The 25,685-nt window shown below is 76.5% G+C and carries 28 protein-coding genes; 14 read left to right on the top strand and 14 right to left on the bottom strand.

Translation table 11 applies throughout. The features are described from left to right. Window positions 1-48: 48 nt before the first annotated feature. The gene (locus ACI79V_RS05765) at window positions 49-972 is read right to left on the bottom strand and encodes an anti-sigma factor RsbA family regulatory protein (protein ID WP_456887469.1); all 924 of its coding nucleotides are present in this window, start codon (window positions 970-972) and stop codon (window positions 49-51) included. Window positions 973-1,233: 261 nt separating this feature from the next. Here ACI79V_RS05765 and ACI79V_RS05760 point away from each other — a divergent pair, with 261 nt between their 5' ends. Next, window positions 1,234-2,082: an MEDS domain-containing protein gene (locus ACI79V_RS05760; protein ID WP_456887468.1), complete on the top strand. Its 849-nt coding sequence runs from the start codon at window positions 1,234-1,236 to the stop codon at window positions 2,080-2,082. Continuing rightward, on the top strand, window positions 2,079-3,014 hold the full coding sequence (locus ACI79V_RS05755) for an anti-sigma factor RsbA family regulatory protein (RefSeq protein WP_456887467.1): 936 nt from the start codon (window positions 2,079-2,081) through the stop codon (window positions 3,012-3,014). Before ACI79V_RS05760 ends, ACI79V_RS05755 begins: the two co-directional genes overlap by 4 nt. A gap of 10 nt (window positions 3,015-3,024) precedes the next feature. On the opposite strand, the gene ACI79V_RS05750 is transcribed toward ACI79V_RS05755, so the two are convergent. The 4 genes from ACI79V_RS05750 to ACI79V_RS05735 all read right to left on the bottom strand — a co-directional run bounded on the left by ACI79V_RS05750 (window position 3,025) and on the right by ACI79V_RS05735 (window position 6,526). Next, window positions 3,025-3,867, bottom strand: a complete 843-nt coding sequence (locus ACI79V_RS05750) for an ABC transporter permease (protein ID WP_456887466.1) — start codon at window positions 3,865-3,867, stop codon at window positions 3,025-3,027. A gap of 73 nt (window positions 3,868-3,940) precedes the next feature. Beyond that, window positions 3,941-4,876, bottom strand: a complete 936-nt coding sequence (locus ACI79V_RS05745) for an ABC transporter ATP-binding protein (protein WP_456887465.1) — start codon at window positions 4,874-4,876, stop codon at window positions 3,941-3,943. A gap of 29 nt (window positions 4,877-4,905) precedes the next feature. Next, complete coding sequence (locus tag ACI79V_RS05740) at window positions 4,906-6,030, bottom strand: hypothetical protein (RefSeq protein WP_456887464.1); 1,125 nt, start codon at window positions 6,028-6,030, stop codon at window positions 4,906-4,908. After that, window positions 6,014-6,526 carry a sigma-70 family RNA polymerase sigma factor gene (locus ACI79V_RS05735; protein WP_456877287.1) on the bottom strand — a complete coding sequence of 171 codons (513 nt, stop codon included), beginning with the start codon at window positions 6,524-6,526 and terminating at the stop codon, window positions 6,014-6,016. The genes ACI79V_RS05740 and ACI79V_RS05735 overlap by 17 nt, the downstream gene beginning before the upstream one ends. Window positions 6,527-6,708: 182 nt before the next feature. Here ACI79V_RS05735 and ACI79V_RS05730 point away from each other — a divergent pair, with 182 nt between their 5' ends. After that, entirely contained in the window at window positions 6,709-6,918 is a 210-nt protein-coding gene (locus tag ACI79V_RS05730) for a dodecin (protein WP_456877286.1), read from the top strand. A gap of 9 nt (window positions 6,919-6,927) precedes the next feature. Here the strand turns inward: ACI79V_RS05730 and ACI79V_RS05725 are convergent, their stop codons facing one another. Both ACI79V_RS05725 and ACI79V_RS05720 read right to left on the bottom strand, forming a co-directional pair. Beyond that, the gene (locus tag ACI79V_RS05725) at window positions 6,928-7,308 is read right to left on the bottom strand and encodes a hypothetical protein (protein ID WP_456887463.1); all 381 of its coding nucleotides are present in this window, start codon (window positions 7,306-7,308) and stop codon (window positions 6,928-6,930) included. A gap of 52 nt (window positions 7,309-7,360) precedes the next feature. Further along, window positions 7,361-8,968, bottom strand: coding sequence for an acyl-CoA synthetase (locus tag ACI79V_RS05720; protein ID WP_456887462.1), 1,608 nt, complete (start codon window positions 8,966-8,968; stop codon window positions 7,361-7,363). Window positions 8,969-9,257: 289 nt separating this feature from the next. Between ACI79V_RS05720 and ACI79V_RS05715 the strand changes: the two genes are divergently transcribed. Genes ACI79V_RS05715 through ACI79V_RS05695 form a run of 5 tightly spaced genes read left to right on the top strand, consistent with a single transcriptional unit; the run spans window position 9,258 to window position 14,355 of the window. Further along, window positions 9,258-10,049, top strand: a complete 792-nt coding sequence (locus ACI79V_RS05715) for an ABC transporter ATP-binding protein (protein ID WP_456887461.1) — start codon at window positions 9,258-9,260, stop codon at window positions 10,047-10,049. Continuing rightward, the gene (locus ACI79V_RS05710; protein ID WP_456887460.1) at window positions 10,037-10,972 is read left to right on the top strand and encodes an ABC transporter ATP-binding protein; all 936 of its coding nucleotides are present in this window, start codon (window positions 10,037-10,039) and stop codon (window positions 10,970-10,972) included. Before ACI79V_RS05715 ends, ACI79V_RS05710 begins: the two co-directional genes overlap by 13 nt. Then, window positions 10,969-11,859, top strand: coding sequence for a branched-chain amino acid ABC transporter permease (locus ACI79V_RS05705; RefSeq protein ID WP_456887459.1), 891 nt, complete (start codon window positions 10,969-10,971; stop codon window positions 11,857-11,859). Before ACI79V_RS05710 ends, ACI79V_RS05705 begins: the two co-directional genes overlap by 4 nt. Further along, entirely contained in the window at window positions 11,852-13,108 is a 1,257-nt protein-coding gene (locus ACI79V_RS05700; RefSeq protein ID WP_456887458.1) for a branched-chain amino acid ABC transporter permease, read from the top strand. Before ACI79V_RS05705 ends, ACI79V_RS05700 begins: the two co-directional genes overlap by 8 nt. Beyond that, window positions 13,105-14,355, top strand: coding sequence for an ABC transporter substrate-binding protein (locus tag ACI79V_RS05695; protein ID WP_456887457.1), 1,251 nt, complete (start codon window positions 13,105-13,107; stop codon window positions 14,353-14,355). The genes ACI79V_RS05700 and ACI79V_RS05695 overlap by 4 nt, the downstream gene beginning before the upstream one ends. A gap of 119 nt (window positions 14,356-14,474) precedes the next feature. Here ACI79V_RS05695 and ACI79V_RS05690 read toward each other — a convergent pair whose 3' ends face one another. Both ACI79V_RS05690 and ACI79V_RS05685 read right to left on the bottom strand, forming a co-directional pair. Further along, a complete protein-coding gene (locus ACI79V_RS05690; RefSeq protein WP_456887456.1) occupies window positions 14,475-16,139 on the bottom strand; it encodes a CocE/NonD family hydrolase in 1,665 nt (554 codons plus the stop codon). 58 nt (window positions 16,140-16,197) lie between these two features. Then, complete coding sequence (locus ACI79V_RS05685; protein WP_456877277.1) at window positions 16,198-16,380, bottom strand: hypothetical protein; 183 nt, start codon at window positions 16,378-16,380, stop codon at window positions 16,198-16,200. Between the two features lie 108 nt (window positions 16,381-16,488). Here ACI79V_RS05685 and ACI79V_RS05680 point away from each other — a divergent pair, with 108 nt between their 5' ends. After that, entirely contained in the window at window positions 16,489-17,373 is an 885-nt protein-coding gene (locus tag ACI79V_RS05680; protein WP_456887455.1) for an alpha/beta fold hydrolase, read from the top strand. Between the two features lie 33 nt (window positions 17,374-17,406). On the opposite strand, the gene ACI79V_RS05675 is transcribed toward ACI79V_RS05680, so the two are convergent. From ACI79V_RS05675 to ACI79V_RS05665, 3 genes are all read right to left on the bottom strand, one after another. Continuing rightward, window positions 17,407-18,120: a PadR family transcriptional regulator gene (locus ACI79V_RS05675; RefSeq protein ID WP_456887454.1), complete on the bottom strand. Its 714-nt coding sequence runs from the start codon at window positions 18,118-18,120 to the stop codon at window positions 17,407-17,409. Beyond that, window positions 18,117-18,644 (bottom strand): hypothetical protein, encoded by a 528-nt coding sequence (locus ACI79V_RS05670; protein ID WP_456887453.1) that lies wholly within the window; start codon window positions 18,642-18,644, stop codon window positions 18,117-18,119. Before ACI79V_RS05670 ends, ACI79V_RS05675 begins: the two co-directional genes overlap by 4 nt. A gap of 113 nt (window positions 18,645-18,757) precedes the next feature. After that, the gene (locus tag ACI79V_RS05665; RefSeq protein WP_456887452.1) at window positions 18,758-19,729 is read right to left on the bottom strand and encodes a serine hydrolase; all 972 of its coding nucleotides are present in this window, start codon (window positions 19,727-19,729) and stop codon (window positions 18,758-18,760) included. Between the two features lie 144 nt (window positions 19,730-19,873). Between ACI79V_RS05665 and ACI79V_RS05660 the strand changes: the two genes are divergently transcribed. Further along, on the top strand, window positions 19,874-20,389 hold the full coding sequence (locus ACI79V_RS05660) for a hypothetical protein (protein ID WP_456887451.1): 516 nt from the start codon (window positions 19,874-19,876) through the stop codon (window positions 20,387-20,389). Between the two features lie 40 nt (window positions 20,390-20,429). On the opposite strand, the gene ACI79V_RS05655 is transcribed toward ACI79V_RS05660, so the two are convergent. Further along, a complete protein-coding gene (locus ACI79V_RS05655; protein ID WP_456887450.1) occupies window positions 20,430-20,924 on the bottom strand; it encodes a copper chaperone PCu(A)C in 495 nt (164 codons plus the stop codon). 59 nt (window positions 20,925-20,983) lie between these two features. Continuing rightward, window positions 20,984-21,946 (bottom strand): MIP/aquaporin family protein, encoded by a 963-nt coding sequence (locus ACI79V_RS05650; protein WP_456887449.1) that lies wholly within the window; start codon window positions 21,944-21,946, stop codon window positions 20,984-20,986. Window positions 21,947-22,084: 138 nt separating this feature from the next. Here ACI79V_RS05650 and ACI79V_RS05645 point away from each other — a divergent pair, with 138 nt between their 5' ends. From ACI79V_RS05645 to ACI79V_RS05630, 4 genes are all read left to right on the top strand, one after another. Continuing rightward, window positions 22,085-22,282 carry a DUF1918 domain-containing protein gene (locus tag ACI79V_RS05645; RefSeq protein WP_456877269.1) on the top strand — a complete coding sequence of 66 codons (198 nt, stop codon included), beginning with the start codon at window positions 22,085-22,087 and terminating at the stop codon, window positions 22,280-22,282. Window positions 22,283-22,410: 128 nt separating this feature from the next. Further along, a complete protein-coding gene (locus ACI79V_RS05640; protein ID WP_456887448.1) occupies window positions 22,411-23,016 on the top strand; it encodes a hypothetical protein in 606 nt (201 codons plus the stop codon). 163 nt (window positions 23,017-23,179) lie between these two features. Further along, window positions 23,180-23,773 (top strand): AAA family ATPase, encoded by a 594-nt coding sequence (locus tag ACI79V_RS05635; protein WP_456887447.1) that lies wholly within the window; start codon window positions 23,180-23,182, stop codon window positions 23,771-23,773. 318 nt (window positions 23,774-24,091) lie between these two features. Next, window positions 24,092-25,603, top strand: a complete 1,512-nt coding sequence (locus ACI79V_RS05630; RefSeq protein ID WP_456887446.1) for a sensor histidine kinase — start codon at window positions 24,092-24,094, stop codon at window positions 25,601-25,603. Window positions 25,604-25,685: the final 82 nt, after the last annotated feature.

Genomic DNA, 25,685 nt, shown 5'->3' with positions numbered 1-25,685 from the left:
GGAGCGGTCCCGCCGGGGGCCTGCTGCCGTCCGGGGGTCCGCCGGCGGTCAGCGCAGGCGCGTCACCAGGCGCACCGACGTGCCCGTGGCGGTGCGCGCCACGTGGACGTGGTCGCAGAGCTGGCGCGCCAGCCACAGGCCCATGCCGCCGCGGGAGAGGTCCTCGCCGTGGGCCGGGCCGTACCCGGCGTAGGGGTCCGCCGGCCCGGGACCGCGGTCGGTGATGCGGCAGACCACCCGCTCGCGGTCGGTCCACAGCTCCAGGTCCACCGGGGGCCGGCCGTGCCGGACGGCGTTGGAGGTCATCTCGTCGACGGCGAGCAGGAGGTCCTCGACGGTCTCCTGCGGGCCGTCCAGGGTGGCCAGCTCGGCGGCGACGGCGTGTCGCAGGCCGATGAAGTCGGTGACGTCGCGGGCCACCAGCCGGGGCCGGCTCTGCTCGAGCGGCTCCGGCGGCGCCGGCAGGTCGCGCAGGAAGGCGGCCGGGTCGACGTACCCGGGGTTGGCCGTGCGGCCGGCCGCGGTGACCAGGTGCGGATGGGTGCGGCGGGCCGACTCCAGCACCGGCTCGGGCAGCCGCCGGGCGTCGAACACGCACAGGCCCCACAGCGGCCGGTCGGCCAGGGCGACGTTGACCACCGCCTCGTAGCGCTGCCACTCGTAGCGGTCCTGCTCGGTGGTGCCGAAGTCGGTCTCCCCGACGACCCGGATCCGGTCCACGCCGTCGGCGGCGCAGCGGTCGGCCAGCCGGCGCAGCGAGGTGATGACGGCCGGCGTGCGGCCCCGGTAGACCTCCGACCGGTCGAGGACGCGCAGGTGCGGGTGGTCGTCGAGCGCGTCCCGGATCATCCCCGTGGTCCGGGGGCCGGTGGCCACCACCGCCGCCTCACCCGCGGCGAGGCCCTCCCCGAGGAAGCGCGCGGCCACGTCGGCGAGCTGGGTGGGGTCGTCGTACAGGAACGCGTCGTGCACGTAGCGCCCGGCAGTTCCCTGCCCTCCGCCCGTGCGCGCAGCTGACACCCGTGGACTCCCCGACGGTCGACCTGTGACGAGTACGTGCACCCGTCCCTCGCCGACGCGGGAGGACCGCCCTCTCACGGGGTCCGGCACGAGCGCGGTTCCACACGGTACCTCTCGCTCCGGGGCGGACGTCGGAACCCGGTCCACCGGGCGGGGCCGGGTCCCTGCGCCGGGGCCCTGACACCGGGCGCTCCCGCCGGTAGCGTCCCCGCCGTGACGGCTCCTCGGGGGCTCCGCTCCCTGACCGGCCTCCGGCCGGGTGACCACGTCTGCTGGACCTTCACCGACGACGCCGACCTCGCAGGGGCGGTCGTGCCCTACTTCGACGAGGGCCGCCGGCGCGGGGAGCAGCTGCTGCTGGTGGGGGCGTCCCGGCCGGCCCTGCTCGACGTCCTCGCCGGCCTGCCGCAGCGCGACGACCTCCTCGCCGACGGCCGGCTCGACGTGCAGACCACCGCGGACGCCTACGCGGCCGGAGGCGGCCTGGTGCCCGAGGAGCAGGCCGAGCGCTACCGCGTCACGGTGCAGGCCGCGCTCGACGGCGGGCGCACCGGCCTGCGCGTGGCCGCCGACGTGACCGGTCTGCTGCGCTGCGGGCCCCCGGGCCGCCGTCTGCTGCACGCCTACGAGCGGCTCGCCGACGAGCTCATGGGGGCGGTCCCCATGACCGCGGCCTGCCTCTACGACGCGTCACTGGGCGCGGAGGTCATCGCGCCGGTCGCCGTCCTCCACCCGGTGCAGCACATGGGGGACCGCGAGCCGCTGGCCCACCTGTCCGGCCGGGGCCCGCAGCCGGCCCTGCGCGGCGAGGTCGACCTCACCGAGGCCGCCGCCGTGCGGACCGCCCTCGTCGACACCGTCCTCGGCACGGCCGGCCCCGTCCCCGGGGAGCTGGTGCTCGACCTCTCCGACCTGGGGTTCCTCGACGTGGCCGGCGCACGGGCGCTCTCCGGTGCGCGGGACGAGCTGGCCGGGCGGGGCACGGCCCTCCGGCTGACCGGGACCGGCCGGCACCTGCGCCGCTGCCTGGACCTGTTCGACCTCCTCGAGGAGGAGCGGTGACGGCCCTGCTGCGTCCCACCGGCGGCTGGGACGGGACCTCCCTCGCGCACGAGGGGTTCGTGTTCTCCGACGACACCCAGCTCGTCGAGCGGGTGGTGCCCTTCGTCCTCGAGGGCTTCCGCCGGGAGGAGCCGGTGCTCGTCGTGGCCGGCCGGCGGGTCCGCTCCCTCCTCGCCGCCCACCTGGGCGCCGACCTGGGCCGGCTGGCGACCTTCGCCGCCGCCGAGACCTGGTGGCGCGGTGGCCACGGCACGCTGCTGGCCTACGCCCGCGACCTGCGCGAGCTGCGGGCCGGCGCGCCGAGCTGGCGGCTGGCCGCCGAGCCGGTGTGGCTCACCCGCGACGACGGGCGGGAGTGGAGCCGCTTCGAGGCGGTCGCCAACCTCTGCTTCGACGCCATGCCGTACTACAGCCTCTGCCTGCACGACGCCCGGCGCGTGCCCGGCGACGTGCTGACGACCGTGGCGCGGTCCCACCCGCTCACCTGGGACGGCACCGCGCCCGCGCCGCAGCCGGCGTACGAGGACCCCGTGCGCCTGCTCCGCGCGCTGCAGCGCCCCTGGACCGCCCGTCCCGCCGGCGCCGCCGTCACCACGGTGACCGCGCCGGTGCAGGCGCGCCGCGCGCTGAGCGTCACGCTGCCCGCCGACCGCCGCGCCCGGCTCGGCGACGTCGTCGCGGCCGCCCACGAGCTGGTGGTCAACGCGCTGCGCGTGGCGCCGTTCGCCACGCTGGCGACGTGGCCCGACGGGGACGCCTTCGTCGTCGAGGTGTCCGACGCCGGGCCCGGCCTGCCCGACGAGACGCTCGGCTACGTGCCGCCCGACCCGCTCGAGGGCAAGGGGATGTGGCTGGCGTGGAGCCTGGCCGACGACGCCGCCGTCCGCACCGGCCCGTGCGGCACCGCGGTCCGGCTGTTCTTCGGTCCCTGACCCCGGGGCCTCAGACGTCGCGGCGGGAGAAGGACAGCGCGGCCAGCCCGCCGATGAGCAGCAGCCAGACCACCACCCAGGCCAGGTAGGCCGGGCTCAGCGGGGCGATGGAGAGGAACGGCGAGCCCTCGAAGCCGAAGGCGGCCGGGGCGGTGGCGTCCTGGAAGGCGTGCATGGCACCCCGCCAGAGCCCGTCGGTGGGCAGCAGCATCCGCGAGACCTCACCGACCCGGGCGACGCCGTCGTTGCCGATGACCTCCCCGACGCTGCCCACGACCCCGGCCACCCAGGTGGCGCCGAACAGGCCGACGGCGACGATGCCCGAGGCCATGGGGGAGATCGCGGTGGCCAGCAGCAGCGCGAGCGTCATCAGCACCGTGGTCTGCGCGGCGAGCAGCAGCAGCCCGGTGACCGGGTCGGGCGGCCAGTAGTCCACGGCCCACCGGACCACGAGGAACTGCGCGAACCCGGCGACGGCGACGTAGCCGGTGCCGAAGGCGACCAGGCCGAGCCACTTGCCCGCCAGCACGGTGGCGCGGCGCACCGGCCGGGCCAGCACCGCCAGCGCCTGGCCGGACTCGACCTCCCCGGACAGCGTCGGGCCGGCGAGGAACGCGGTGCCCAGCGCGGCGATGAGGCTGTAGCCGAACATCACCAGGTTGAGCAGCTGGGAGGCGAACAGCCGGGCCTCGCCGCTGGTCAGCGCGCCGAACTCGGGGTCGACCGTCGCGAGCCGGGAGAAGCCCCAGGCCGACAGGGCCAGCAGCGCCACGGTCAGCGCCCCGAGGGCCCGCAGCACCTTGCGGCGGGCGGCCTCGCGCAGCGTCAGCGCGGCGAAGGTCAGGACCGTCACGATGCCTCCTCGCCGGCGCTCGTCGGCATGGCGACGGGCGGTGCTGCGCTGACGCGTGACCTCGCGAGCTCGGTCACGTGCGCTCCTCCCGCAGGATGCCCAGCAGCCGCTCCTCGAGGCTGATCCGCACCGGCTCGACCGCGTGCACCCGCACCCCGAGGCCGACCAGGTCGGCGACCAGGCCGGGCACCGTGGTCCCGTCGTCGTCGGCGGGCAGGGCGACGGTGAGGTCCTCGCCGGTGCGGGTGGTGGCGCCGGTCGCGGCCAGCCGCGCCTCGGCGGCCGGGGTGAGCCCGGTCAGGCGCAGCCGCAGCTCCCGCCGGCCGAGCAGCTCGGCGAGCGTGCCCGCCGCGGCCACCCGCCCGCGGTCGAGGATCACCACCCGGTCGCACACCCGCTCCACCTCGCCGATGAGGTGGGAGTTGAGCAGCACCGCGACGCCGTCGTCCTTGAGGGACAGCACGATGTCGCGCACGTCGACCCGGCCGAGCGGGTCCAGCGCGCTGGTCGGCTCGTCGAGCACGACGAGCTCCGGGCGGGCGACCAGCGCCACCGCGAGCCCCAGCCGCTGCTGCATGCCCTTGGAGAAGCCGCCCACCCGGTCACCGGCCCGCTCGGCGAGCCCGACCCGGGCCAGCACCTCCCGCCGGCCCTCCCGCGGCACCGGCGCGCCGGCCAGCCGCACGTGCAGCGCCAGCACCTCCGCCGCGGTCAGCCACGGCTGGTAGCGGAACAGCTCGGGCAGGTACCCGACCCGCTCGCGGGCCCGCGGGTCGCGCCCGGGCCGGCCCAGGAGCAGCACCTCGCCGGCGTCGGGCCGGACCAGGCCGAGCAGCATCTTGATGACGCTGGTCTTGCCCGCGCCGTTGGGGCCGAGCAGGCCGACGACCTCGCCGCGGCCGACGGTGAACGAGACGCCGTCGACCGCCGTGCGCCGGCCGTACCGCTTGCGCAGTCCCGAGCACCACACCGCCGGGGACGGCGGCAGCTGCTCGAGCAGCTGCCGCACGTCCCCGGCGGCGGCGGGGGAGCCGGTGGTCAGCCGAGGTCCCCGGCGACGGCGAGGACCTCGTCCTCGCTCAGCGAGCCGGCGACCGCGGTGACCAGGCCGTCCTCGACCCAGACGACGCCGGTGAGGGTGCCGTCGCGGCTGGCCAGCACGGTGGCCGGGGCGCCGTCGACCTCGGCGGTCGACGAGGTGGCCAGCTCGGCGGGCACCGGCAGCGGCAGCGTGCCGCCGTCGCCGTCGAAGGTCCGCAGCTGCGCGGCGAGGTCGTCGGGGAAGCCGGGCAGGGACAACAGGTAGTCGCGGGCCTCGGCGAACGGCACGCCGGAGGAGAACGCGGTGGGCGCGGTGACCCGGCCGACGACCAGCGCCGGCACCCCGCGGGCCTCCGACCACACCGCGGCCACCCCGGGGCCGGCCTCCAGCCGGAACGTGGCGCCGTCGAGCCCGGCCGGCGGGGGCGGCAGCGTCTCGCCGGCCGCGGCGGCGGCCTGCGCGGCCCGGTCGGCGGAGAAGGTGAACTCGGCGACCGCCTGCCCGCCGACGGTGTAGCGCGGCTCGCCGGTCACCCCGGCGGGCAGCACCCCGACCTCCGGGGCCTCCAGCCCGGTGGCCTCCTCCGCGGCGTCCGCGTCGGGGACCTCCCGGACGTCGGGGTCGGAGACGACGACGAGGTCGCCGTAGGCGGACAGGTCGGGCAGGGCGACGAGGTCGGTGCTGCTCACCTCGACGGCGGCGACCTCCTCGGTGCGGAACACGTCCAGCCAGTCGGCGGCGGCGGCCGCCCCGGCGCCGCCGAGGACGACGACCACGCCGAACGCGGCGACGACGGGACTGCGCAGCGCGGTGCGCCACCGGCCGGACCGGGCCGGGGCGGGCGCGGGCGCGCGGCCGCGGGCCTCGGCGTCGACCGCGGCCGAGAGCCGCCGCCACGCCGCGTCGACGTCGGGCGCGGCCGGCGTGGCACCGGCGGTCATGGCGTCGGCGGCGGTCAGGGCGTCGGCGCGGACGTCGGCCAGGCCGCGCAGGCAGACCGCGCAGCCGGCGACGTGCGCGCGGTCGGCGTCGGTGACGCCGGCGGGCTCGTCGAGCAGGCGGCGCAGCGTGCCGTCGGCGGGATGACGGTCGGCGGACAGGCGCTCAGGCAACAGGGGCACTGCGGGTCAACTCCTCGCGAAGGGCGGACTCGGCGCGCCGCACGGTGGTGCCGACGCTGCCGGGGGAGAGGTCGAGGGCGGCGGCCACGTCGGCGTAGGACAGGCCGCTGTGGCGCAGGACGAGGGCGACGGCCTGCCGGCGGGGCAGCCGGGCCAGCGCGGCCCGCACGCGGCTGCGCTCCTCGCGGAGCAGGACGTCGTCGGCCACGTCGGGGACGGGCCGGTGGCCGTCGGAGGCGGCCTCCTCCCGGGCCGCGCGGCGGCGGCCCGAGCGGAGGTGGTTGAGCGCGGTGTGGGCGGCGGCGACGGCGAGCCAGCCCGGGGCCTCGGCGGCGGGCACCGCGGAGCGGGCGAAGGAGAGGAACACCTCCTGCGCGACGTCCTCGGCCTCGTCCCGCGAGCCGAGCACCCGCGCAGCGACGGCGACCACGGCGGGGTAGCCGGCGCGGAACACCTGCTCGAGGTCGGCCCGGACGGCGCCCCGCTCGCCTGCCACGGCACCGTCCCTCCGACCCGGGCGCCCGCGGGCGGTCCCGCGCGCCACGGCGGTCCCGAGCGCGGTCACCGGCGCCTGCCTCACGACGTCCACATCCCTACAGCACCGCCGGCCCCGCGGATGTGACATCCACCCGTCCGGGCGGGAGGCTCGGCCCGGGGTCCGCAGGTCAGGAGGCCGACATGAGCAACCACGTCTACCGGCTCAGCGAGATCGTGGGCAGCAGCCCGGTCGGCGTCGACGACGCCATCCGCACCGGCATCGCCAAGGCGGCGCAGACGGTGCGCCACATCGAGTGGTTCGAGGTCCAGGAGGTCCGCGGTCAGGTGGTCGACGGCGAGGTGGCCCACGTCCAGGTGGCCATGAAGATCGGCTTCCGCGTCGAGGACTGAGCGGCGCCCTCACCCGGCGTCGAACAGCACCACCTCGTCGGGCTGCGCGGAGAAGGGGTTGGCCCACCGCGAGGCGGTGCCGGTGATCGGCTGGGCGTCGGTGACGACGACGTGCGGGGTGCCCGGGTAGACGGCGAGCACCCGCGCGGGGTCGGTCAGCGTCTCGGTGTGCTCGACGAGCTCGCCGCGCCGCAGGAACGACGTGGTCCGGTGCCCGCGCAGCTCCTCGCCGACCTCGGCCACCCACCGGGCGCCGTCCTGCTCGAAGCCGATCGACCGGACCCGCCCGCCGGGCGGCGCGGGCTCGCAGCCGGCGAACTCGGCGAGTGCCTCGTAGAGCCGCTCGGCCTGGTCGTCGTCGGTGGCGCGGGGGAGGAAGAAGGCGGGCACGCCGCCGATCCTGCCCGCCGGCACCGACGGTCCCGGCCGGCCGGGGTCGCGCTCAGCCGGCCTCCTGCTCGCCGGCCAGGTCGGCGTGTGCCGTCCGCAGCTCGCGCTTGAGGATCTTGCCGCTGGCGTTCTTGGGCAGCGCGTCGGCGACCACGACGTGCCGTGGCGTCTTGAACCCGGCCAGCCGCTCCCGGCAGAAGGCGACCAGCTCCGCGGGCTCGGCCCGCTGCCCCTCCCGGGGGACCACCACGGCGGCCACGGCCTCGATCCACCGCGGGTGCGGGATGCCGAAGACGGCGACCTCGGCGACCGCCGGGTGCTGGTAGAGCACCTCCTCGACCTCGCGGCTGGCCACGTTCTCCCCGCCGGTCTTGATGACGTCCTTCTTGCGGTCGACGATCGTGATGTAGCCGTCGGCGTCCATGACGCCGAGGTCGCCGCTGTGGAACCAGCCGTCGCGGAAGGCCTCGGCGGTCTTGTCCGGGTCGTTCCAGTAGCCGGCGGTCGCGTGCGGGCTGCGGTGCACGATCTCGCCCTCGACGCCGGGGCCCACCGGGCGGCCGAGGTCGTCGACCAGCCGCGTCTCGCTGTTGATCACCGCGGTACCGGCCGACCCGGGTCGGCGCAGCTGGTCCTCCGGGGACAGGACCAGGGCCAGCGCGGACATCTCGGTCTGCCCGTAGAAGTTGAACAGCGCCATGCCCGGCAGCCGCCGGCGCAGCTCCTCGACCACGGCCACCGGCATGATCGACGCGCCGTAGTAGCCCTTGGCCAGCGAGGACAGGTCGCGCTCGTCGAGGTCGGGGTGCCGCAGCAGGCCGATCCACACCGTCGGCGGGCAGAACAGGCTGGTGATCCGCTCCCGCTCGATCGTCTCCAGGACGGTCGCGGGGTCGGGGCCGTCGAGCACCACGTTGCTGCCGCCCAGGTAGAGGTTCGGGTTGAGGAAGCAGTGCTGTGCGGCGACGTGGAACAGCGGCAGCGCGTGCAGCGCGACGTCGTCGGCGGAGTACCGGCCGTCGACGATGCAGCTGACGTACTGGGTGACCAGGCTGCGGCTGGTCATCACCACGCCCTTGGGCCGCGACTCGGTGCCGCTGGTGTACATCAGCTGCAGGACGTCGTCGTCGGCGACCGGCACCTGCGGGGGAGTGGCGTCCTCGTGCGCCGCCCACGTCTCGAAGGGCTCCCAGCCCTCGGGCAGCGGCCCGCCGCCGCTGCCCAGGACGCCGCGGACGCGGACCTCCGGGGTCCGCCCGGCCTGCTCGATCGCCGCCTGCGCCACCGGCAGCAGCGCGTGCTCCGCGACGACGCCCACGGCTCCGGAGTGGCCGAGGATGTAGCCGACCTCGCCGGCCTGCAGCATGAAGTTCACCGGGACGGCGACGGCGCCCAGGCGGGCGAGGGCGAACACCAGCACGACGTAGCCGTCGTCGTTGTGGGAGAGCAGCGCGATCCGGTCGCCCCGGCCGACGCCGCGCGCGGCGAGGGCGTTGGCGGTGCGGTCGACGACGGTGTCGAGCTCGGCGTAGGTGTAGGAGCGGTCGCGGAAGCGCAGCGCGGGCTTGGCGGGGGTGCGGGCGGCGGAGCGGTGCAGCAGGTCGCCGAGGGCGTGCCGGCGGGCCTGGGCGATGGTGTCGGTCAGCGTCTGGTCGAACACGGGGGCTCCTCTGCCGGCGTCGGTCCCGGGGAGCCGGGTGTAGCAGCCGCGGACACCTCGCGTCGAGGCACCGGCGGTGCTGGCACGGCCGCGGACCCCGGACAATGTCGGCAGGACCCGCAGACCCGCCCCAGGTCGTGTGGCCGGGGCACACGACCTGCCCCCCGGAATCAGGACGGCGTGGACTCGTATCACCGAGTGGTCACAGTCGTGCGGTTCCAGCGCGACCGGCCTTGACCTTCGCCCTATCGTTCCGCCGCATGTGGGCGACATCACCCCGGGTTGCGCCGTGCTGAGCATCGACTCGCTGCGCGTCACCTACGGCGGCGCGGTCGAGGCCGTCCGCGGCGTGTCGATGGAGGTCCCCGACGGCTCGGTCGTCGCGGTCCTCGGGAGCAACGGCGCGGGCAAGAGCACCCTGCTGCGGACCATCTCCGGGACGCTGCGGCTGCACCGCGGCCGCGTCGACGAGGGGACCGTCCGCTTCGAGGACACCGACCTCACCCGCCGCGACGCCGGCCAGATCGTGCGGCGGGGCGTGGTCCAGGTCCCCGAGGGACGGCGGATCTTCGGGCGGCTGACCGTCGAGGAGAACCTGCGCGCCGGCGGCATGGGCAACCGCGACCGCGCCGCCAAGGCCTCGGCCGTGGCCCGGGTGCACGACCTGTTCCCCGTGCTGCGGGAGCGGGCCGGGCAGCGCGCCGGCCTGCTCTCCGGCGGCGAGCAGCAGATGCTGGCCATCGGCCGCGCCCTGATGGCCAGCCCCAAGCTGCTGCTGCTCGACGAGCCCTCCCTCGGCCTGGCCCCGCGCGTCATCGGCCAGATCGGCGAGGTCATCGCCGAGATCAACCGGCAGGGGACGTCGGTGCTGCTGGTGGAGCAGAACGCGACCATGGCCCTCGGCGTCGCCGACCGCGCCTACGTGCTCGACGTCGGGGAGGTCTCGCTGTCCGGCGACGCCCGCGAGCTGGCGGCCACCGACGAGGTGCAGCGGCTCTACCTGGGCCACACCGGCGAGGCCGAGGCCGGGCAGCGCGTCGAGCGCGCCCCCCTGCGGACCCTGTCGCGGTGGACGACGTGAGCGCCGCACCGGTGACCACGCGGGACGACGTCCCGCCGGTCGAGGTCGACGGCGTCAGCGTCGCCTTCGGCGCGATCAAGGCGCTCAACGACGTCTCCTTCACCGTCGTCCCGGGGTCCATCCACGCCGTCATCGGGCCCAACGGCGCAGGCAAGTCGACGCTGTTCAACGTCCTGTCCGGCGTGTACCGGGCCACCGCGGGGGAGGTCCGGTTCGGCGACGCGCGGCTGAGCGCCATGCGGCCGTTCCAGATCGCCGGCGTCGGCGTGGCCCGCGCGTTCCAGAACATCGCGCTGTCGGGTGCGCAGACCGTCGCCGAGAACCTCATGCTCGGCCGCCACCACCTGACCAGGGCGGGGTTCCTCTCCTCCGGCCTGCGGCTGCCGCGGGCCACCCGCGAGGGCCGGGTGCACGGCGAGCGGATCCGCGAGATCGCCGAGTTCCTCGACCTCGGCGCCAAGCTGCACACCCCCGTGGGCGTGCTCTCCTACGGCGACCAGAAGCGGGTGGAGGTGGCCCGGGCGCTGTGCATCGAGCCGCGGCTGCTGCTGCTCGACGAGCCGGTCGCCGGGATGAACGCCCAGGAGACCGACCGCATGGCCGACGCCATCCGCGAGATCCGCTCGGCGCTCGGCATCTCGGTCATCCTCGTCGAGCACGACATGGGCATGGTCATGTCCCTGGCCGACCGGGTGACCGTCCTGGACTTCGGCCGCCGGATCGCCGACGGCACGCCGGCGGAGGTCCAGGCCGACCCCGAGGTCATCCGCGCCTACCTCGGCTCGGGCTCCGAGGTCGACCCCGCGGAGGCCGCCGCCGGGCACGTCGCCGCGGCCCAGCCCACCACGGCCCGGCCCACGCCGACCCGCACCTCCACGACCCACCCCACCCAGTCCACCGACGCCCCGGGGAGCCGGCCGTGAACCAGTTCCTGTCCCTGCTGCTCAACGGCATCTCGCTGGGCGCGATCTACGCGCTCATCGCCCTGGGCTTCGTGATCATCTTCAAGGCCAGCGAGGTCGTGAGCTTCACCCACGGCTCGCTGCTCCTGCTGGCCGCCTACACGATGGCCCGGCTCGCCGACCCGATCGGCTTCCTGCCCGCGGTGCTGGTCGGGATCCTCGTCACCGCGGTGGCGGCGTTCCTCATCGAGCGGCTGGTCATCAACCGGCTGCGCGGCGCCCCGGTGATCAGCCTGGCGATCGTCACCATCGGCGTCGACATCATCCTGCTCACCGAGCTGATCCGGCGGATCGGCCCGGACATCCTCAACGTCCCGCACCCGTGGGGCGGGGACTCCGTGCGCATCGGCGGCGTCGGCATCAGCGAGAACCGGCTGATCGCGATGGGCGTCGCCGGGGTCCTGATCATCGCCTTCTTCGTCGCCTTCAAGTACTCCAGCTGGGGCGTGGCCATGCGCGCCTCGGCCGAGGACGGCGAGGCGGCGGCGCTCATGGGCATCCGGCAGGGCCGGGTCTCGGCGCTGGCCTGGATCGTGGCCGGCGTGCTGGCCGCGGTGGCCGCGCTGTTCCTCGTCGGCGCCCCGACCCCGGGCGTGAGCGCCGCGGCCTACACCGTCGCGCTGCGCGCCTTCCCAGCGGCGATCCTCGGGGGCCTGGACTCCACCGGCGGCGCCCTGGTGGGCGGGCTGCTCATCGGCATCACCGAGGCGATGGCGGCCGGCTACCAGGAGCAGCTGTCCTTCCTCGGCCGCGGGTTCGGCGAGGTCGCCCCCTACGTCGTCATGATCATCGTGCTGCTGGTCCGCCCCTCCGGGCTGTTCGGGACCAAGGAGCTGACACGTGTCTGACACCCTCTCCGCCCCGGCCGGCGCCACCCGCAGGACGACGGCGGCCGACGCGTCCCGCGCCGGCCGGTCGCCGATGCGGTTCCTCAAGCCGCTGCTGCTGGTGGCCTTCCTCGTCGTCCTGCTGGTCCTCCCGCTCTACGTCGGGGAGTTCTGGCTGCGCACCGGCTTCGCCGTCGCCGGGGCGATCGTGGGCGCCATCGGGCTGAACCTGCTGGTCGGCACCACCGGGCAGCTGTCGCTGGCGCACGCGTTCTTCCTCGCCGTCGGCGCGGTCAGCTACACCTACATCTCGGGGGAGTCCGGCGGGCTGGGCACCCGGGCCTCGCTGCGCGGGCTGGAGCTGCCGCCGATCGTCGGCATGGTCGTCGGCGTCCTGCTCGCCGGCGTCGCCGGGCTGCTGTTCAGCCCGATCGCGGCGCGGCTGCGCGGCATCTACCTCGGCGTCGCCTCGCTCGGGCTGGTGTTCATCGGCGTCCACGTCCTCAACACGTGGACCCCGGTCACCGGCGGGTTCAACGGCCGCTCGGTGCCGGAGTTCTCGCTGTTCGGGTTCACCTTCGGCAACAGCGACCCGCAGCTGTTCGTCCTCGGCGTGCCCTTCCGGGAGGCCGAGCGCCTCTGGTACCTGGGCATCGTCCTGGCCCTGGCTGCCTACGTCTTCGCCCGCAACCTGCTGCGCAGCCGGCCGGGCCGGGCGCTGCAGACCCTGCGCGACAGCGAGGTCGCCGCCTCGGTCATGGGCGTGAACGTGCAGGCCTACAAGGCGCGGGTGTTCCTCGTCAGCTCGATGTACGCGGGCCTCTCGGGCGTCATGTACGCGCTGTCGATCGGCAGCATCGCGCCGGAGTCCTTCGGTCTGACCGTCTCGATCCTCTACCTGGCGATGATCGTGCTCGGCGGGCTGGGCTCGGTGGCCGGCGCGGCGCTGGGCGCGGCCTTCGTGACCGCGCTGCCGCTGGTGTTCCAGCAGTTCGCCGACGTCCTGCCGCTGGTCAGCGCGCCGGGCGAGGGCGGGATCTCCGCCGGCATCGCCGCCCGCTACCTGTTCGGCCTGGCGATCGTCCTGGTCATCCTCTTCGAGCCCGGCGGCCTGGTCGGGTTCGCCAACCGCTTCCGCCACCGGGGTCGCAGACCCGGCCGCGGATCACCGGGCGCCTCCCCGCGCTCGTCCGGCGGCCCCTCCCCGGGCGCCGGCCCCGGCACCACCGTCCCGTCCGATCCACCAGCGCAAGGGAGCAGCACCAGATGAGAGCAGGTAAGCGTCTGCGGGGGGCCACCGTCCTGGCCGCCGTCGCCGTGGTCGCGGTCAGCGGCTGCAGCACCCGGGCCGAGGACAGCGGCGGCGGCGGTGGTGGCGGCGGTGGTGGTGGCGGCGAGGACGTCGCCACCGACATCGGCGTCGACGGCACCACCATCCGGCTCGGCGTGCTCACCGACCTGACCGGCACCTTCGCCGCGCTCGGCCAGGACATCACCAACGGCAACACGCTGTACTGGCAGGACAACCAGGTCTGCGAGACCTACGACGTCGAGCTCGACGTCCAGGACACCGGCTACGTGCCGCAGACGGGCGTGCAGCTCTACAGCTCCATGGAGCCCAACGTCCTGGCGATGCAGCAGACGATCGGCTCGCCGATCAACACCGCGCTGGCGCCGGAGTTCGAGTCCGACGTCATGACCAACTTCTCGTCGGCCTGGGCGCGGACGCTCACCGAGATCCCCGGCACCGGCGTGCTGGGGGCCACCTACGACGTCGAGATCGCCAACGGCTACCAGTACCTGTTCGACCAGGGCCTGCTGCAGGACGGCGCCACAGTCGGCCACATCTACTTCGAGGGCGAGTACGGCGAGAACGGCCTGGCCGGCAGCGAGGCCGTCGCGGAGGCGCGCGGGCTGACCGTCATCCCGGCGCAGATCAAGTCCACCGACCAGGACATGTCCGCGCAGGTCACCCAGTTCGCCGCCGAGGGGGTCGACGCCATCGTGCTGACCGTCGGCCCGGCGGCGACCGCCTCGGTCGCCGCGGTGGCCCAGGCCCAGGGCCTCGACGTCCCGATCCTGGGCAGCAACCCGGTGTTCGCGCCGGGCCTGCTGCAGGGCCCCTCGGCGCAGTGGCTCAAGGACCACCTGTACGTCGCCTCGCCGGTCACGTCGTGGGACGCCCAGCCCGAGCTGCTCGAGCAGTACCAGTCGGCCTTCCCGAACACCACGCCGAGCCTCGGCGCGATCTTCGGCTACGCGATGGGCGACGTGATGAACCAGGTGCTCGACGCGGCCTGCGAGAACGGTGATCTCACCCGTGAAGGCGTCCGCGCTGCCTTCGACGAGCTCCAGGAGGTCGACACCGGGGGCCTGATCGTGCCGATCGAGGGCTTCGAGACCGGGGTGTCGCCGAGCACGCAGAGCATCATCCTGCGGCCGGCCGACGTCCCCGGCGGCGCCGAGGTCATCCAGGAGGCCTTCGAGGGCGAGCTGGCCGGCGAGCTCGCCGGCTGATCGAAGGACCCCTCCGCCCCCCACCGCTCGCACGCTCGCGGCGGGACCCTGCGGAGGGGCCACACCCTCGGCTCACGGTCTGGCGCCCCCTCTCTGCGGAGAGGGGGCGCCGTCGTGTGTCAGGACAGGACCGGCAGCTCCAGCCGGGAGGGGTGCGCGGCGTCGTGGTGGACCTCGAACCGGCACGGCCGCCCGGCGGTCGCGGTGGCGAAGGGCTCGGCGGTGCCGAGGTTGCGGGCGAACCGGGGGAAGGCGCCGCCGGCGACGTGCACCCGCAGCCGGTGCCCGGCCCGGAAGCGGTAGGCGGTGGGGAACAGCTCCACGTCGACGGCCAGCACGCCGTCGGTGCCGACGGTGACGTCGTCGGCCGGGACGCTGCGCGGGTCCAGCCGGCGGATGCCGTCGACGACGTTGTGCGACACCCCGCCGGGGTCGACGTCGCACAGCCGCACGACGACGTCGGCGTGCTCGAGGTCGGGGCGTACGTGCACGCGGGCGCGCACGTGCCCGACGACGTCGACGTCGCGGTCGAGCACCGGCCCGGTGAAGACCAGCACGTCGTCGCGGGCCTCCACCGGGCGGTTGTCGGCCTGCTTGCCCGGCCGCTCGAGCAGCGGGCCTCCGATGGTGGGCGTGGGGTCGGCCGGGTCGTGGGTGAACTCGCTGGGCGCGGCGTTCCCGGGCTCGGGGTCCCGGGTGAGGCCGCCGCCGGCCCGCAGGTGGTGGTGGACCGGACGGCTACCCGGCGGCGGCCACGACTCCGACTCCAGCCACCGGCCGGCCTGCTGCAGGTACAGCCGCACCGGCGCGCCGCCGGGCGCCGGCCCGCCGCGCAGGTGGTGGTCGAGCCAGGCGACGTCGGTGCGCAGGATCGCCCGCAGCTCGGCGGGCTCGCCGTGGATCCAGGGGCCGACGACGATCCGGGCCGGGACGCCGGCGGCGCGCAGCCGTGCGAAGTCGGCGAGCTGGGCGGCGGCGAACAGGTCCCACCAGCCGGTGACCATGCTGACCGGCGGCATGCGGCTGAGGTCGGCGTCGTCGTGGTCGGCGGTGTCCCAGAACGGGTCCCCCGGTGCGGCGTGCGCGGTGAAGTCCCGCCAGAAGGGCACCGGCGCCCCGGTGGCGGCGGTGTCGGCGGCCTGCAGCGGCAGCCGCCGCAGCGCCCGCTCGACCCGGGTCCGCAGGAGGGGCCGCAGCAGCGGAGCGGGCACCCCGCCGGCCTCCTGGCGGCCGATCGCCACCGACCACCGCAGGGCGTTCTCCACCCCGGGGGCGCCGTGGTCGTAGAAGGCCGACGTGATCCGCGCCCCGGTGACGTGCGGGGAGACCGCCACCAGCGGCGGGTCGGCGTAGGGCGCCACCGCCCACTGCGTGTGGCCGAAGTAGCTGCCGCCGGTCATCGCCACCCGGCCGTCGCACCACGGCTGCGCGCGCACCCAGGCGAGGGTGGCCAGGCCGTCCTCGTGCTCGGTGGTGAACGGCCGGAAGTGCCCGCCCGAGCCGAAGGTGCCGCGGGTGGACTGCACGAACACCTGGAACCCGCGCCGGGCGTAGGGCGCGGCGAAGGCGTGCGCGAACAGCCCGGCCCGGCCGTAGGGGAGGCGGACCAGCACCACCGGCAGCGGACCGGTGGCGGCGGCCGGGCGGTAGTGGTCGCCCAGCAGCGACACCCCGTCGGGCATCGGGACGGCGACGTCCCGCTCCACCGTGTACGGCGTCGCGCGCAGGGGCAGGCCCAGCAGCGCGTCCGCGAGCACCCCGCCCAGCCTGGCCCGCGCACCCATCCCCGCTCCTCCCGTCGTCGGCACCCGCACTCTGCCCGACGCCGCGCGGGCCGGCCGCTCAGCGCATCGGGCGCGGCGGGGGGACGGGCTCCTCGAGCCAGTTCCAGCTGTGGTGGCTGTAGAGGGTCTTGTTGCCGTGCGAGTCGTAGACGACGAGGTGACCGGTCGCGGTGAAGCTGAACCGGGCGGCGTCGTCGAAGTGCAGCACCTCGCCGTCGGTCCGGTGGAGGTCGAAGGCCATGCCGGAGCGTGGCACGCCCGCCCCCGCGCGGCAGGTCCGGACCGGCGGCGATGAGAACGGCGGGCCGGGGGAGTCCACCCTGCGACCCCACCACCCCCGGAGGCAGCCATGACCACCACCGCCCGCGAGATCCGCACCCAGCTCCTCGACGTCCCCGGCGCGCAGCTCACCTACGACGTCCGTCCCGCCGCCCCCGGCAGCCCCGAGGCGCCCGTGCTCCTGCTGGTCGGCTTCCCGATGGGCGCCTCCGGCTTCGGCACGCTGGCCGGGTACTTCCCCGACCGCACGGTCGTCACCTACGACCCCCGCGGCGTCGAGCGCAGCCGGCGCACCGACGGCGCGGCGCACAGCACACCCGAGGAGCACGCCGACGACCTCGCCCGCGTCCTCGAGGCGGTCGGCGGCGGACCGGCCGACGTCTTCGCCACCAGCGGCGGGGCGGTCAACGCCCTCGAGCTCGTCGTCCGCCGGCCGGAGCTGGTCCGCACCCTGGTGGCGCACGAGCCGCCGGTGCTGGCGGTGCTGCCCGACCGCGACGAGGCCTCCGCGGCGACCCGGGCGGTGGCCGAGGCCTACCAGCGGGACGGGTTCGGCGTGGGGATGGCCGGCTTCATCCGGCTGGTCGCCCACCGCGGCCCGGTGCCGGCCGACCTGGGACCGGTCCCCGACCCCGCGACCTTCGGCCTGCCCGCCGGGGACGACGGCTCGCGCGACGACGTGCTGCTGGCGCAGAACCTGATCACCTGCACCCACCACGAGCACGACGTCGACGCGCTGCGGGCCGCGCCCACCCGGGTGCTGGTGGCCGTCGGGGCCGCCGGTGACGGGGAGCTCGCCCAGCGCGCCGGGGAGGCGATGGCCCGGCGGCTGGGGACGGCGCCGGTGGTCTTCCCCGGCGGCCACGACGGCTTCCTCGGCGGCGAGTACGGCCAGACCGGCGAGCCCGAGGCCTTCGCCGCGACGCTGCGCCGGGTGCTCGACGACGCGTCCTGAGCCGGCGCCGTCACCCGCGGCGCCCGGTGCGGGTCACTCGGCCGCGGACGGCGGCGCCGTGTCGGGGCCCTCGGCGAGCAGCAGGTACAGCGACCGCCGGGCCTGGGCGATCACCTCGGCAGCGGCGGTGAGCTGGGCCTCGGTGCCGGTGCGGGCGATCTGCCGGACCGCGCCGTGCAGCTGGTCGAGCAGCGCGCGCAGGTCGGCCGCGGCCGCGCCGTCAGGCGCGCCGGCGAACGGGTCGGTCCCGGCGCCGCGCAGGTCCTCCACGGCGCTGCGGCCGGCCTCGGTGAGGGTGGCGAGCTTGCGGCCGCCCTCGGCGGTCACGGTGACCAGGCCCTCGTCCTCGAGCTGGGCGAGGGTCGGGTAGATGGCGCCGGGGCTGGGCGTCCAGCGCCCGCCGCTGCGCTCGGCGATGGCGTGTATGAGCTGGTAGCCGTGCATCGGCTCCTCGGCCAGCAGCAGCAGGACGGCGGCGCGGACGTCACCGCGGAGAGCCCGTCCGCGGCCCCAGCCGCGGCGGCGGTGGCCGCCACCCGGTCCCGGCCCGAAGCCGAAGCCGGGACCGAAGCCCGGGCCGGGACCGAACCCGGGACCGAACGCGGGACCGGGACCGAAGCCCGCGCCGGCGCCGGGGCCGCTCCCGGGCCAGCCGGGCCCCCCGGGGCCGAAACCGAAGCCGTGCGGGCGGTGGTGGTGGTGGTGGTGGCGGGGGCGCCACCCCTCGAAGCGTGGATCGCGGTTCACGACGTCCTCCTGACGTATCGGATGACGCTAACGATATATCGCGATGCGTCGTCAGGCCAGTGGTCGAAGGAGGCATCCGCGAGGGCCTGCACCGCGGCCTCGCCCAGCGCGTCCACCTCGGCGGCCAGCCGGCGCAGCGGCACCGGCTCCCGGCTGCGCAGCAGGGCGGCGAGGCGCTCGGCGACCAGACCGATCCGGTCGGCGGCGGGGACCCCGGGTGCAACGGCGGGCGGCGGGTCGAGCGACCACGGCTCGGCGATCTCGGCGCTCAGCTCCGGCAGCCGGCGCAGCAGCGCCGCGCACCCGGCGGCCAGCCGCCACCAGATCCCGGTCCGCAGGGCCGCCGTCGCGTGCGTGCCGGCGGTGGCCCAGCGCAGCAGCCGCACGACCTCGCCCCAGACGAGGTCGGAGACCACGTCCTCGACCGCCCGGCCGCCCGGGCAGCGGCGCGCCAGCACCAGCGCGCGGGTGGAGTCGGGGTCGAAGAGCCAGCGGTCGGGCTCGCCGTGGGGAGGCCGGTCCATGTCCGCACGGTGGCCGCCGCGCCTGCCGCCGGCCTGGGTGCTCCCTGCGGGGATGCTGGGCGTCGCACCTCCCGAGGGACCCGGGACCGGCCCGGTGGCCCGCGCCCGGCGGCTCAGCCCACGGCGGCGCGGACCGCGGCGGCGGCGGTGTCGAGGGCGCTCCGGGCCTCGGCCCACGACGTCGCGGCCGGGAAGTCGCCGAGCAGGACCACCGCCTGACCACCGGGCAGCACCCCGGCCGAGTGCAGCTGCCGGCCGCCGTCCACGCAGCACATCCAGCCCTGCTTGGCCGCCACGGTCCCGGCCGGTCCGCCGGCCAGGAGGCCGAAGGCCTGGTCGAACCCGTCGGCGGCGGTGGGGGCGGTGGCGCGCATCCAGCCGAGCAGGGTGGCGGCCGGGCCGCTGCCCAGCCACCCGCTGAGCCGGGACAGCAGGGTGGCGACGTCGGCCGCGCTGGTGGTCGCCTCGCCCCACTGGCCGGCGGTCACCGGGGGAGCGGTGGCGGTCAGGCCGGCCTCGGCCGCCGTCTGTGTGACCAGCGCGGCGCCCTCCCACCGGTCCCACAGCACGCTGGTCGCGGGGTCGTCCGAGCGCACGATCGCGCGCTCCATGAGCTCCCGGTCGCGGTCGGTGAGCGCGACCGCCCCGGTGGCCTCCAGCTCCAGCAGCCGGCCGACGAGGAACAGCTTGACCAGCGAGGCGGTGTAGACGGCGTCGCCGGCGGCCGGGGAGGAGACCAGCGGCGTCCCGTCGGCGGCCACGACCACCAGGTCGATGGAGCCGCCCGCCTCCGCCGCCGCGGCGCCCACGGCGGCGAGCACCCCGGCGGCGTCGACCGGTGGCGCGGTCACGGCCGGCGGAGGGGCGGGTCCGGGCGCGGTGCCGACGGCGGACTCCGCGCGGGCCACCTGCGGGACCGTCGGCTCGGCGGCTGCCACGGACACCGGGTCGCCGGCCATCCCGTCCCGGACCCCTGCCGAGCCGACCGCCAGCACGACCGCCAGCACCAGGGGCAGCGCGGCGGCGACCGGGTGCGCCCGGAGGCCGCCGCGTGAGCGCCCGGGCGGCGGGCTGACGCTGGTCACACCCGCAGCGTGCACCGTGCGGGCGGCACGTGGGTGAACTCGGTGTTTCCGCGCTGCGGCAGCGTGCGGCCGCGGGACCGTCCTGCCGGGATGGCACCGGGCCCAGGGGCCGGGGCGCAGCGTGGACGCCTGTCCGAGGAGGGGGTGCGCGGTGAGCCGAGTCGAAGCGAGGCCTCGGCCGACCGGATCGAGGCCGCCCGCGCCGCCGCTCTCGCCAACGCCCGCCTGACCAACCAGATCGGGCTGTGGACCCAGTGGGTCGTCGCCCACGGCTCCGGGGAGGAGGAGCTGGCGGACTTCCTCGTCGCCCGGTTCCCCGAGCCGCTGGCGACCGCCCACCGGGACTGGGTGGCGGCGGCGGGACCGCCGCGGACGCCCCGGGCTCACCGTTCGAGATGTCCTCCTACGTCCTGCCGGAGCGCCGGGCCCGCCACGGAGCTCGACGCGCAGGCGTCGGAGCGCTTCGAGGCCGCCCTCACCGACGACCAGCGCGGCGACGACTACACCGTCCTCACGGTGCTGTTCGCCGCCGTCCTCTTCTTCGCGGCCATGTCGGCGCGGGTGCGCGCGCCCCGCTCGCAGTGGCTGCTGCTCGGGACCGGCGTGGTGATGGCCCTCGTCGGGGTCGTGCTCCTCGCCGTCTTCCCGAAGCTGCTCTGACCGGCGGGGCACGCTCGGCCGGCGGGTCCGACCACCGGGCCTACGACGTCCCGACGGGCACGTCGAGCTGCACCTGTCCGGCGTTCTCGAAGGCGAAGGTGACCGACACGGTGTCCGACGTGGCGATGTCGGCCGTCACGTCGTCGAGCTGCATCCGCACCTGCCCCTGCGTCGCGTCGACCGAGCCGTCGGCGGGCAGGTCGATGCCGTCGGGGCTGCTGTCACCCTGCTCGTCGAGCAGCACGACCGACCCGGCCGAGGGGGTGCTGACGGAGACCAGCCGGTCGTCGGTGTCCGCGTCGTTGGTCAGGGCGCCACGCAGGCCGACCGAGTCACCCGCCGCGATGGTCGCGTCGGCGTCGAGGAAGACGTCGTCGAGGGCGACCTGCCCGACCGAGCCGTCGACGCCCGGCGTGTCCGGCACCTCCTGGGTCGTCTCCGCGTCCTGCCCGGTGCTGCACGCGGTCACGAGGAGGGCGAGGGCCGCCGCCGTCGTGGCCAGGAGCGATGTGCGTGCTCCGGTCCGCTGTTCCATCGGGTCCTCCCGGCGCCGGCCCCGACGGTGGACGGGCCGGCTCTCGTGTCGCGGCGGGCTCACCGGCGGGGTGACCGATCGGCCCGCGGCCGGCCGGCGTCGACACCGTCCCCGGCGGGGGACGCGGTCGCGTCCCGGTCGATCGGGCCGGCCTGCCGGTCCGGGCCCAGCGTCCCCTGGGCGGCCGCCCGCCCACTGCGTCCTCCGCCGGGACCCCGCAGGACGACGGCGATGCCCACGGCGACCAGCGCGCCGCAGGCGGGTCCGAGCAGGTAGGCCCACCACGCCGTCCAGTCCCCGAGGACGAGGGCCGGACCCAGTGACCGGGCCGGGTTCATCGAGGCGCCGCTCACCGGCGAGCCCCACAGCCCGGCCAGCGCGATGTAGCTGCCCACGCCGACCGCGGCGATCGGCCCCAGGTTCTGTGCCCCCGAGGACACGCCGAGGACCGTGCTGACCAGCCCCACGGTGAGGACGACCTCCCACAGCATCGCCGTGGTGGCCGAGATCCCCGGGCCGGGGAGGGTGAGCCCGGCGCTGCCCTGCCGGCCGAGGAGGGCCCACAGCAGCAGGGTCGCGAGGACCGCGCCGAGCACCTGCGCCACGACGTAGGCGGGCACCCGGCGGAACGGGAAGTCCCCGCGCAGCGCGAACGCGATGCTGACTCCCGGGTTCAGGTGGGCCCCGGACACCGTGCCCATGGACAGGATGACGGCCGTGACCATGAGCGCCGGGGCGACGACGAGGGCGCCGTAGGGCACCGCCGAGCCGCCGAAGCGCGCGTCGACCATCCCGCCGCCGACGGCGACGAGCACGAGGAGGAAGGTCCCGAACAGCTCGGCGAACAGCCGCCGGCCCTCGTGGCGGCGGTCCCAGAAGTCGAACTCGTCGATCATCGAGTCGGGTGTGCCCAGGGAGCGCAGCAGTCGACGTTCCGCGGGTGCGGTTCCCCCGGTCATGACCACCTCCCGGCCGTCGGGCCCGGCGACGACCGTGGCCGCGTCGCCGTCCGCGGTCGCCACCCCGTCGGGATGAGTTCCTCCTCCGCCCGCGGCGGCCACCCCGCCCCCGGCGGGATCGGTGTCCCGGGCCCTTGCCCCGGTGCGGGGGTGGGGAGCAGGCTCGGCGTGACGGCAGGGCCACACCGCTGGGAGGTCGCCGTGGAGGCACGCGTCGGGGACCGGATCGTCGTCCGGTCCACGCACCAGGGAGAGCCGGACCGCACCGGCCGGGTGCTGGAGGTCCGGGGCGAGCACGGGGCGCCGCCCTACGTCGTCCAGTGGGATTCCGACGGGCACACCGGGGTGTTCATCCCCGCGGGGACCTGCTCGGTCGTGCCGGAGCCGGCGGCCGGCTGAGCGCCCGGCCCGCCGGGGCCGGGGTCCACAGTCGCGGCACGGGCGGTTGACAGCAAGGTCACAGGAACGGGCCCGATGCTCGCAGCCGACGGCCGGATCGACCGGCCGCCCGAGCGAGGAGTGTGCCCGTGCGGAAGAAGATCGTGATCGCCACCGCAGCCGGTGCCCTGGCCGTCGGCGGCCTGGCCTTCGCCGTCCCGGCCGTCGCCGACGACGACACGGCCACCCCCGACACGACCACCGACTCCGCCACCCCGGTCGAGGACCGCATCCGCGACGCCCTCTCCGGCCTCGTCGACGACGGGTCGCTCACCCAGGAGCAGGCCGACGAGGTCGCCACCACCCTGGACGACGCCGGGGCCTGGCACGGCGGCTGGGGTGGCTGGCACGACGGCTGGCACGACGGCTGGGGCGACGGGTCCTCGGTGGTCGCCGAGACCCTCGGCCTGTCCGAGGAGGAGCTGCGCACCGCCCTGGAGGCCGAGGGCGCCACCCTCGCCTCGGTGGCCGAGGCCCAGGGCGTCGCCGTCGAGGACCTCGTCACCGCGATCGTCGGGGAGGCGGAGGAGCGCATCGCCGCCGCCGTCGAGGAGGGCCGCCTCACCCAGGAGCAGGCCGACGAGTGGCGGGCCGACCTGGAGGCGCGGGTCACCGAGTTCGTGCAGTCCGCCCAGGCGGCCGGTCCCTGGTGGGGCGGCCGCGGCGGCTGGTGGTGGGACGCCGACGGCGACTGACGGAGCGACTCTCTGCCCGGCTCCGCCGACGGGCTCGCCGCGGGTCGCTGCGGCGGGCCCGGTCCCGCGCGCCGAGAGCGGCCACGTGCGGGAGCGGCCCGGTAGCGTCCGCCGCCGATCCGGCCGGTGCGTCCCGCGCCGCCGGGGACAGGAGGAGGCAGCCGTGCCGACCGCGACGATGCCCGTGCCGGGCCCCGTGCCCGACTCCGTGCCGGGCCCCGTGTCCGGAGAGGACGGCGGGCGCGGCCTGGTCGTCGTCGGCGGGCTGCCCGGCAGCGGCAAGACGACGATGGTCCGGCGGCTGCTGGGCGACGGGGTCCCCGGCGTGACGTCGGTGGACTCCGAGCAGGTCGCCGCCCGCTGGCGCACCGGCTCCCGCGTGCCCTACCGCGTCGTGCGCCCGCTGGTGCACCTGCAGCACCGGCTGCGGGTGCTGCACGCGCTCGCCGGCCCGGCACCGGTGGTCGTGCTCGCCGATCCGTGGACCAGCCGCTGGTGGCGCCCGGTCGTGCTGGCGACCGCGCGGGGGGCGGGGCGATGGGTGCGGCTGGTGCTGCTCGACGCCTCGCCGGAGGAGGCCGCCGACGGCCAGCGGATCCGCGGCCGCCGCATCCCCGAGGGCCGGATGCGGCGGCACGGGCTGCGCTGGGCCCGGCTGATGCAGGCCGCCGCGGCGGGCCCCGACGTCGTCGTCGTCGACCGCCCGCGGGCCGCCCGGCTCACCCTCCCCGAGCTGCTGGGACGCCCGGCGGCCTGAGCGGGCCGGTCAGCCCCAGCGCCCGCTCCAGCAGCCGGAAGCGGTAGGCGGCGGTCAGCAGCTCGGACGTTGGTCCGCAGGATGCGCTCGTAGCTGCGCGACGACGCGCTGACCGCGACGTTGCCCTCGCCCCGGCGACGGCGCTCCCGGGCCTCGGCCGCTGACAGCCCGGGCGGGCCGGGTCCCGCCCGGGGTGGTGCTCTGCACCCGTCGAGCCTGAGACCGGGGCCCGGGCGGGGCACGGCGCGGCACCCGGCCCCCAGCCGACTCCCGACCGGCATCCAGGCGACGTGCAGGTCCGCCGCGCACGGTGGGCGCATGAGCTCGCGCGCCCGGCGGTGGTCCCTGCGCACCCGGCTGCTGTGCGCCTTCCTCGTGCCGCTCGCCGTCGTGCTCGCCGTCGTGGGCACCGCGGCCGCCACCGCCGTCCGCGGGGAGCTGCTCGGGCAGGTGGACGACCGGCTCGCGGCCGCGGTCGCCCGCTCGGAGCAGGCCGACGAGGGTCCCGCCTGGCCCGGTGGCTGGCCCGGCTGGGACGGCTGGGCCGACGAGGGCCCGGACTTCCTGGTGGTGCCCGGGCAGGGCGACGGCACGCTGGGCGCCCGGGTCGAGGACGGCACCGTCACCGAGGCCGCCGTCATCGGCCGGGAGGGCGACGGGGAGGCGCTGACCGCCGCCGAGGCGGCCGACCTCGCCCGCCTGGACGCCGACGGCGAGCCGCGGACGGTCGACCTCGGCGGGCTGGGCTCCTACCGCGTGGTCGCGACCGCGGCCGGCGACGGCGAGGTGCTGGTCACCGGCCTGCCGCTGGACTCGGTGCGGGCGGCCCTGCTGCGGCTGGTCGTCGTCGAGGTCGCCGTCGGGCTGCTCGGGCTGCTGGCCGCCGGGCTCGTCGGCTCGGCGGTGATCGGGCGGACGCTGCGCCCGCTGCACCGGGTGGCGGCCACCGCGGGCCGGGTCGCGGAGCTGCCGCTGTCGAGCGGGGAGGTGCGGCTGGCCGACCGGGTGCCGGCCGCCGACACCGACCCGCGCACCGAGGTCGGCCGGGTCGGTGCCGCGCTCAACCGGCTGCTGGACTCGGTGGAGTCGGGCATCGCCGCCCGCCAGGCGTCGGAGACCCGGCTGCGCCGCTTCGTCGCCGACGCCAGCCACGAGCTGCGCACCCCGGTCACCTCCATCCGCGGCTACACCGAGCTGGTCCGCCGCCGCGGGGGGCTGCCCGAGGAGGCCGACGCCTCGCTGCGCCGGGTCGAGGCCGAGGCGGTGCGCATGTCCGGGCTGGTCGACGACCTGCTGCTGCTCGCCCGCCTCGACGCCGGGCGCGAGCTCGACGGCGGCGACGTCGACCTGACCGGGCTGGTCCTCGACGTCGTCAGCGACGCGCACGCCGCCGGTCCCGCGCACCGCTGGCGGGTCGACCTGCCCCCGGCCGCGGTGCTGGTGCGCGGCGACGCGGCCCGGCTGCACCAGGTGCTGGCCAACCTGCTGGCCAACGTCCGCACCCACACCCCGCCCGGCACGACGGCGACCACCCGGCTGCGCGCCGAGGACGGGCAGGCGGTCCTCGAGGTGGTCGACGACGGCCCCGGCATCCCCGCGGACCTGCAGGGCGGGGTGTTCGAACGGTTCGCCCGCGGGGACTCCTCGCGGTCGCGGGCCAACGGCAGCACCGGCCTGGGCCTGGCGATCGTGGCAGCCGTCGTCGCGGGGCACGGGGGCACGGTCGCCGTCGACAGCGTGCCGGGCCGGACGGTCTTCACCGTGCGGCTGCCCGGAGCCACCGTCGCCGAGCCCGACGCCGACGAGGAGGCCGCGGCCCTCCTCGCGTGAGGAGGCGGCCGGTCTGCCGGTCGGTGATCAGGTGACCTGATCGTGCGGCGTCCTCCCTCACGGCCGGCGGTGAGGGAGGACG

Source organism: Geodermatophilus sp. SYSU D00700, from assembly GCF_054050255.1.
Note: the sequence above shows the minus strand (reverse complement) of the source record. Positions and strands in the feature narration are given on the sequence as shown.